General features: G+C 63.1%; 4 protein-coding genes and 1 pseudogene. 1 reads left to right on the top strand and 4 read right to left on the bottom strand.

The window, feature by feature from the left end:
- Window positions 1-211, top strand: a 211-nt coding sequence (locus VMJ11_RS27850; protein WP_325623808.1) for a hypothetical protein, incomplete at its 5' end; no start/stop codon positions are given.
- A gap of 71 nt (window positions 212-282) precedes the next feature.
- Here VMJ11_RS27850 and tnpC read toward each other — a convergent pair.
- The 4 genes and pseudogenes from tnpC to VMJ11_RS27830 form a co-directional block, all read right to left on the bottom strand.
- Entirely contained in the window at window positions 283-1,947 is a 1,665-nt protein-coding gene (gene tnpC / locus VMJ11_RS27845; protein ID WP_325623806.1) for an IS66 family transposase, read from the bottom strand.
- Window positions 1,948-2,035: 88 nt separating this feature from the next.
- Window positions 2,036-2,389 carry an IS66 family insertion sequence element accessory protein TnpB gene (gene tnpB / locus VMJ11_RS27840; RefSeq protein ID WP_325623804.1) on the bottom strand — a complete coding sequence of 118 codons (354 nt, stop codon included), beginning with the start codon at window positions 2,387-2,389 and terminating at the stop codon, window positions 2,036-2,038.
- Window positions 2,389-2,880, bottom strand: coding sequence for an IS66-like element accessory protein TnpA (gene tnpA / locus VMJ11_RS27835; protein WP_325623802.1), 492 nt, complete (start codon window positions 2,878-2,880; stop codon window positions 2,389-2,391). Before tnpA ends, tnpB begins: the two co-directional genes overlap by 1 nt.
- A gap of 227 nt (window positions 2,881-3,107) precedes the next feature.
- Window positions 3,108-3,331, bottom strand: a pseudogene (locus VMJ11_RS27830) (hypothetical protein); the annotation flags it as partial.

Genomic DNA, 3,331 nt, shown 5'->3' with positions numbered 1-3,331 from the left:
CATCGCCATCCCGCCATTTAATGGTTTCCCGAGCGAATGGCTGATCGTCCAGGGCCTGCTTCGCAGCGTTGAGGTCGGAAACATCGAGATACGGGGTGCATTTGCGGTCGCCGGGGCGCTTGTTGCCCTGACGGCAGGACTTGCTGTTACCGCTTTCGTGAAAGGTAAGCGCCGATTCCAGCACACGGTATGGCGGCTTGCGAGCAATTGAAGGTCGAGCGTAGCCGCGTCGCGGCGATCGTAATCGACCGGCGACGTCGGTGTGAATGCGGTGGAAGTCAGTCAGGGAGTTGTTGCTTTGGCCTGCTGCTGTCGGGCGTAATTGAATGGCAGCAGATCTGTGACGTCGGCGTCGGACGCGCGCTGCGGCAGCTCGGTGAGCACATGCAGGAGATAGTCATACGGCTCGACGTCGCAGGCCCGGCACGTCAGCACAAGGCTGTAGATCGTGGCGCTGGCTTTTGCGCCGTCAACTGTGTCGCTGAACAGCCAGCTTTTTCTCGACGTGGCAAACGGCCTGACGTCACGTTCGCAGACGTTGTTATCGATGGGTGCGCAACCATCTGTGACGTAGCGGCTCAGGTATTCCCACTGCTTTCGCGTGTACGCAATTGCCTTGCCCAGCAGGCTCTGGGGCGCGACCTTCGGCGCGAGTTCATCGAGCCACGCCTTGAAGGCTTCGAGCACCGGTGCGCTGTGCTGCTGGCGCAACTGATACGTGTAGCCTGCGCGCGTTTGGCCATCGGGCAAATCGCCTTTGGCCAGCGCCTCGACCCGATACAGAATCTGGAAGTATTCGAGTGCCTTCGCCACGCGAGCATTCGGCGTTTTCGGCTTGCCGTCGTCACCGGCCTTTTTTTCAGCCGCCTTGTCCGCCTTCACAAACAGCCTGCGCGCGTGAGCCATGCATCCGAAGTGCGTCGCCGTTTTGATCGTGCGCCAGGCGCTGTAGCCGTCGCTCATCAGCATACCGCCATAGTCACCGAGGAAGGCCTTCGGATGCTCCTGTCCACGCCCCGGCTGGTACTCGAACAACACCACAGGCTGCTCGCAGTCGTGGGCGCTGCGGTAAACCCACATGTAACTTTTGCTCTGTGCGGACCGGCCGGCTTCCTTGAGCACTTGAAGCGTGGTTTCGTCGCCGTGGATCAACGCCTGGGACAGCAAGACCTTTTTCAGCGCGTCGTACAACCGCGTGTAATGCAGTTCGCTGGGGCGGATGACCCAGTGCGCGAGCGTGCCGCGACTCACCGGAACCTGCCAGCGCGCGAACGCCTCCTGCATCCGGTACAGCGGCATGCCATCGACGTACTTCGCCGTCGCCACCGTCGCGAGCACCGACGCGTCGGCATGGCTGCCCGGAAGCGGCTGCACCGGCATCGGCGCGACCACGACCGGCGTATGTTCGGCGTGGCGCTCGCAGTGGCGGCACGCATACTTCGCGCGCACGTTCTGGTGGACCGTCCATTTGGTCTCCACATGCAGCTGCTCGCTGATGTCTTCGCCAATGCGATGCATGGCATTACCGCAACACGGACAGCCGCGCTGGTCCTGCGGCAGGTCGTACTCGATACGCTCGCGTGGCAGATGAGCTGGCAATGGCTTGCGCCCGACCTTGCGGCGTTCAGTCGGACCGGCCGCTGGCAGGCCGGTGTCGGGCAGCTCGGGCAGCACACCCTCGTCATCTTCGTCGCCGGACTCACTGCGGGCGAGCAACTCGGCCTCGTCGAACACGCGATCCTTGCGCTTCTCGCTTTTCGGTGCGAAACGCTCCGCTTCCAGCAGACGGACCTGCTCCTCAAGCTGCTCGATGCGCAGGCCCAGCCTGCCGATGTGCTGGTCCAGTTTGTCGATGTGTTGCGCGTCATCGGCGACGCGCGCCTCGAGGGCGTGGATGTAGCCCTGGACCGCCCTGGGCACGCGCTTGAGATTGGGGGTGTTCGTCATGCGCACCAGGATAGCGAAGTGCGGCGCGCCGTGGGTTTACGTCGGAATGTAAAAAGCGCGCCGCTGTTGGCTTTGCACAACAGGCGGGCTAGCTGGCGTGCAGGTAACGCCGCGTGGGATGGCGGCGAACCGCGTCGATGTCGATGCCGTCAAGCAGCCAGTGAAGCTGCTCCGTCGTCAGTTCGATCACCGCCTGGTGGCGGCGTGGCCACACGAAGTGGTCTTGTTCAAGCCGACGCAGCAGTAGCCAGAAACCCGTGCGCTCGTACAGCAGAAGCTTGATGCGATCGCACTTGCGGTTGCGGAACGCATACACGGCACGCGCGAGCGGGTCCAGCCGCATCGACTCCTCGACGAGGGCGGCCAGGGTATTGATGCCGCAACGGAAGTCAACCGGCTCGCGGTGCAGGTAGACCCGAAGGTCGTCAGCGAAGCGCAGCATCAGCGGCCCCTCAACGCGTCGATCATCGCGGTGAGCAGCGTCGTATCCTGCTGCCCGCATTCAAGCTCAAGACTCACGCCGTTGGGCAAGTGCGCCACCAGGCGCGAAGGCGGCGCTGGATGTTGCGAGGCCATTATCGTCTCGCGTCGCATCGGGGGCGGCAGGACATCGGGCATTGGCAGCCTGTGGAGCGGGTGCGCAGGCCCGACGTCCGCGACTTCCCGCACCGGCACGAATGCCGCTGCATGCCCCGGCGTCGATCGCCGCTTATACCGCGAACCAGCCGGCTTGCGATCCAGGCTAATCCATTTGCGAAGCTGGTTGGCATTTACGCCAGCCTTCAGCGCAAGCCCAGCAACCGAGGCCCCGGGCCTTTGGCAGGCCTCTATGAGCTTGCGCTTGCCTGCTCGGTCGTACCGGTTCTTGCCGTTGGCCGTTTTACCGATTACCCGCAGCGGAAGAAAGTCAAAGTCAGTTTGAGTGTCAGTCATAAGTTGCGTCCGCAATGTTGAGGTTGCGGACGCAGCTTGATCTTCTTGACCCGGCCGCGCTAGGCGCGGCAGAAACTACCGCTTACAATTGACCTCTCCGGTCAGCCCGGCGATGCAGGTCGGTGGCAAGTCGACCTGACACAGCGCAATTTTTTGCGTAGCGGGACCCGGTCACCTCGATGCGCTTTGTGCGGCATGTCGCGGGGAGCCTGGCACGCTATACCGGCTCATAGCAGGATCGCCTGCTGCAGCAGTTCCAGCGCTTTCAGTTCGTCCAGGTGACCCGTGCGCGCCTTGCCTGCCAGCGTCTTGATCAAGGCTTCGGCTATCGGCTCAATACCGTGAAGATTGTCCAGACTCGTCACGGAAGCGAAGGGGAGCGCTGCCGGGTTTCGCTGCGGTACTGCGGACGCGGCGAGCGACTCTGGGGTTGCCCGTGTAGCTGCCGGCG

Source organism: Paraburkholderia sp., assembly GCF_035501035.1.
GTDB lineage: Bacteria > Pseudomonadota > Gammaproteobacteria > Burkholderiales > Burkholderiaceae > Paraburkholderia.
The sequence above is the reverse complement of the archived record's forward strand: the minus strand, read 5'-3'. Positions and strand labels throughout refer to the sequence as shown.